Source organism: uncultured Capnocytophaga sp., from assembly GCF_938029845.1.
GTDB lineage: Bacteria > Bacteroidota > Bacteroidia > Flavobacteriales > Flavobacteriaceae > Capnocytophaga.
Genome location: NZ_CALHGG010000023.1, coordinates 1 through 3,537, shown reverse-complemented (window position 1 = coordinate 3,537; position 3,537 = coordinate 1). Strand labels below are relative to the sequence as shown.

At 38.9% G+C, this 3,537-nt stretch carries 5 protein-coding genes; 4 read left to right on the top strand and 1 reads right to left on the bottom strand.

What is annotated here, in order from left to right; genetic code table 11:
• Positions 1 to 386: 386 nt before the first annotated feature.
• Genes Q0625_RS01515 through Q0625_RS01500 form a run of 4 tightly spaced genes read left to right on the top strand, consistent with a single transcriptional unit; the run spans position 387 to position 2,816 of the window.
• A complete protein-coding gene (locus Q0625_RS01515; RefSeq protein ID WP_298823134.1) occupies positions 387 to 932 on the top strand; it encodes a 3'-5' exonuclease in 546 nt (181 codons plus the stop codon).
• A gap of 19 nt (positions 933 to 951) precedes the next feature.
• The gene (locus Q0625_RS01510) at positions 952 to 1,572 is read left to right on the top strand and encodes a hypothetical protein (protein ID WP_298823133.1); all 621 of its coding nucleotides are present in this window, start codon (positions 952 to 954) and stop codon (positions 1,570 to 1,572) included.
• Between the two features lie 31 nt (positions 1,573 to 1,603).
• The gene (locus Q0625_RS01505; protein ID WP_298823132.1) at positions 1,604 to 2,440 is read left to right on the top strand and encodes a hypothetical protein; all 837 of its coding nucleotides are present in this window, start codon (positions 1,604 to 1,606) and stop codon (positions 2,438 to 2,440) included.
• Positions 2,441 to 2,465: 25 nt separating this feature from the next.
• Positions 2,466 to 2,816, top strand: a complete 351-nt coding sequence (locus tag Q0625_RS01500; protein WP_298823131.1) for a hypothetical protein — start codon at positions 2,466 to 2,468, stop codon at positions 2,814 to 2,816.
• On the opposite strand, the gene Q0625_RS01495 is transcribed toward Q0625_RS01500, so the two are convergent.
• Positions 2,796 to 3,230, bottom strand: coding sequence for a hypothetical protein (locus tag Q0625_RS01495; protein WP_298823130.1), 435 nt, complete (start codon positions 3,228 to 3,230; stop codon positions 2,796 to 2,798). The genes Q0625_RS01500 and Q0625_RS01495 overlap by 21 nt on opposite strands.
• Positions 3,231 to 3,537: the final 307 nt, after the last annotated feature.

Genomic DNA, 3,537 nt, shown 5'->3' with positions numbered 1-3,537 from the left:
GGAACCGCTGAACAACTGCTTTGGGTACTGTTGTGTTATCAATCTACTAAAGAAGAGATTTCAGAGGAAGCAGGTGAGAAAGCTCAACAACAAATTCACCCTTATGTAAAGCAATTGCTACAAAAGGTACATAACCCAGAGCAATGGAAAAAATATGTAGAGGGAATCGTCAATTGAGTTAATTTATTGATTAAAAACCTCCCCCTACCCCCTCCAAAGGGATAACCTCTCCCTATCACATACTCCGCTCTCGCGGACTTCCTCCAAAGGGGGAGAGGCGATGTAAAAGTGATAACATTCTGTTAATCAGGGATTATTATTTTTCAACTCTTGATTCATATTTTAGGAAACGAGCTTACTTATGAGTTTCATTAAAAATTAAAACAATGACAAACAAAATCATTATTATAGACTTAGAAGCGACTTGTTGGGAGGGAATACCCCCCAAAGGAGAAGTGAGTGAAATTATAGAAATTGGCATTTGCCTGCTCGATACCCTTACAGGTGAGATTAGTGATAACAGAGGTATTTTGGTAAAGCCTACACATTCCAAAATCAGTCCTTTTTGTACCCAACTTACCACCATTACCCCCGAACTGGTAGCGCGGGAAGGCGTAAGTTTTGAAGAAGCCTTGCAAATCCTTAAAAAGGAATACCAAGCCTATCAGTACACTTGGGCGAGTTATGGGAATTACGATAGGAATATGCTCCAAAAGCAATGTGCTCTTAGGAAACTGCCTTACCCAATGCGCAATGAGCATATCAATGTAAAGGAACTTTTCCAAGAGGTAACCCAGCACCCTAAGCGATTGGGCATGCATCAGGCACTGAACTACCTCAAGATACCCCTTGTAGGAACCCACCACCGAGGCAAAGATGATGCTTATAACATCGCTAAGATTATGTATAGGTTAGTAACTAACCCTCTGTAACCAAATTAAAAGCAATATAATGAAAGAACTTACTTGTCCTAATTGTAACAGAACCTTCCTGCCAGAAGCACTTTCTGATTATGACTTTAATTTTTTGAAGGAAGCTATCGGGAAGCAAATGCAGTTTATGTTTTTACATTGCCCCCATTGTACGGCTATGTTTGATTTTAATCCTATGCAATGGATATCACCTTCTGCACTATCTCAAAGTAAGGAAAATCATACAAGTAAGCCTAAAAGTGTAAGGTCATTACTTCGGAATAAGGAAGTTAAATCCTTATCCCAAGAATATATAAACTATCTAAAAGCACAGAAAGAGACTGTTTGTTTTCCTGTCTTTTCAGAGGAAACGCCATTTGTGTTGTATTCATTGGAAGAACTTTGCAAAGAGATAACCATTGACAAACATCAATGTACTACCATTACTCAGCTAAAAGCTTATGCTACTACCCTGCAAGAGGTAGGCTACGAAGAAGGTTCTTTCTCCTTAGAAAGATTGTCACAAAGCCTTTCCATAGGATATGAGAATGAACGCATTTTATTTGTTGATAGTCAGGACAATAGTTCGCTTTATGTATTTGAGATAGAAGACGGTGATATACTGAAAACAGATTATACCTTAACCGATTTGATTCATTAATTTTAGTGGGCTTACAATAAACAACTGTTTTATGAGAAATAGAGATATTTATGGCGTTCATATTTTTGAAAGTGATCTTGCTAATGAGTTGGATAGCATAGTAGAAGATGCTTATCACTATGGGGCTACAGAAGCCGAAATACGCTCCCTTATAGACACTTTTCGCAAGGAAGCTGTGCGCACAGCTTTGGAGAAGGAAATATTTTTGACCCTTCGCCTTGCTATTTTGTGGCAGTATGGGTGGTTGCGCCCTGAGGAGGTAGCTCCCCTGCAACAGTTGGTACAAAAAGGAGTTTCTAAAAAGTGGCTACAGCAGTTTGGTACTGATACCCCCCAGATGAGCTATGCAAAGCGACAACAGCAAGTAGTACGACTGCTCTCTCGCCTTGCCACTGCCAATACAGCAGTGCCTGCACGCGAACATTGGCAAAAGGTAACTGATTTCCTTTTTGCGCCTTATGAAGTGCTGAGCGTACCCTTGTTGGGAGGTCAGTATGGTGCGGTATGGCTATTGAGGACTGATAACTATGAGGGCGACGGACATTATACTTTCGTGGAACTATTATATAAAAGTACTGAAAAGCCAACGATGGAATCGCTAATGGAGGCGCGCCTTCAGCTGATGGGAGATGGTGAGAAGGAAGTGCTCAGTGATGTGCGTAGGGTGAGTCATAAAGCCTTGTTGCTCTTTGCTGAACGCTTGGAGCGGATAGGTACTGCAATTCCTAAGAAATCCTTACCAGAGCCTTCGCCCTATATAATAGCCTACGATTCTTTTGAGAAATTCGTACAGCGATGGAACAGCGATACAGGTATCCCTGATAAAAGAAAAAGGAAGAAGTTCAAGTCAGTCGTTGCCCATTGGTAAATTAGTAAATTGACAAATTAATCCTATGAAAAAGTTTGAATTTAAATACCAATTTGAGTTCTTTTGTTCCCCTATTTGGATAGAGGAAAACGTGAAGAATCCTACCCCTCGCAATGTGGAGATTGCGGATTTGGATATCAATCCGTATCTAAAAGAAGAATTAGAGGAACTCAATCACTTGTATCAAGAGATTTTCAATGACAATTACCCTCCTGAATCCGATTTCAAAGACACCATAAGCGAGTATATATTTGTAAACCGCGTACTTACCTCAGCAGAACTTTTAGAGAAAGAAGTAGGCGAGCAATACACTTTTGTCTTTGATTATCCCAAATGGAGAGAAAGAAAAGAACAATTATCTAGGAAGTTGGTTTAGCTTTACACCGAGCCATAATCCAACAAAAAGCGTTTGTACGCCTCCCAAAACATAGAAAATGAGAAGCACATTAAGATAGCTAAAATGGTCTATGCTATTTTCAAATAAGATGTGGAGCGTAAAAGTCCCTATAAGTACTGATATGGTTAATAAAACAAACATCAAGAAAATACCTATGACCATACAAAAATTCTTTGAAGGTCTTTTCAGATGAATATACGCACCTATATGATAGATAATAGTAGCAGAAGAGAGAAATCCAACTAAGATAGGAATAGCCAAGTGGAAGAGAATAGCCAAAAAATTACTTAAGCTATCCGCCCCTGTCGCAATAATTCCTATAAAGACAGAGATAAAAGCAAGCACATATTCTAAAATAAGTGCCTTGAACAGTAGCTTTGTTGTCGGATTCATAATCTATGTTTTTAATAACTCAACAGAGGACAAAGATAAACAATTCAGAGAGAACAGAGAAGCCTTTTTTAACTGATAATATTCAACAAATCGTGCTTCTTTATCTATCTAATTAGCAAATTAGCAGATTTGAAAATTATCTAATTAGCCAATGACTCCAGATTGTCCCCCTTCGGGGGAATGGGGGCATTGACAAATTGACAAATTATTATGGCAAATTTAAAACTCAAAGGGAAAGACCTCCTCAAGTTAGGCTTCCCGAATAATCAATCTATCAATGTAGCGTTAGAAGTGATGAAGCGCAATT

Excerpts from the sequence above, each read along its gene's own strand:
- Q0625_RS01515 (WP_298823134.1), top strand. The coding sequence starts at position 387 with ATGACAAACAAAATCATTATTATAGACTTAGAAGCGACTTGTTGGGAG.
- Q0625_RS01510 (WP_298823133.1), top strand. The coding sequence starts at position 952 with ATGAAAGAACTTACTTGTCCTAATTGTAACAGAACCTTCCTGCCAGAA.
- Q0625_RS01505 (WP_298823132.1), top strand. The coding sequence starts at position 1,604 with ATGAGAAATAGAGATATTTATGGCGTTCATATTTTTGAAAGTGATCTT.
- Q0625_RS01500 (WP_298823131.1), top strand. The coding sequence starts at position 2,466 with ATGAAAAAGTTTGAATTTAAATACCAATTTGAGTTCTTTTGTTCCCCT.
- Q0625_RS01495 (WP_298823130.1), bottom strand. The coding sequence starts at position 3,230 with ATGAATCCGACAACAAAGCTACTGTTCAAGGCACTTATTTTAGAATAT.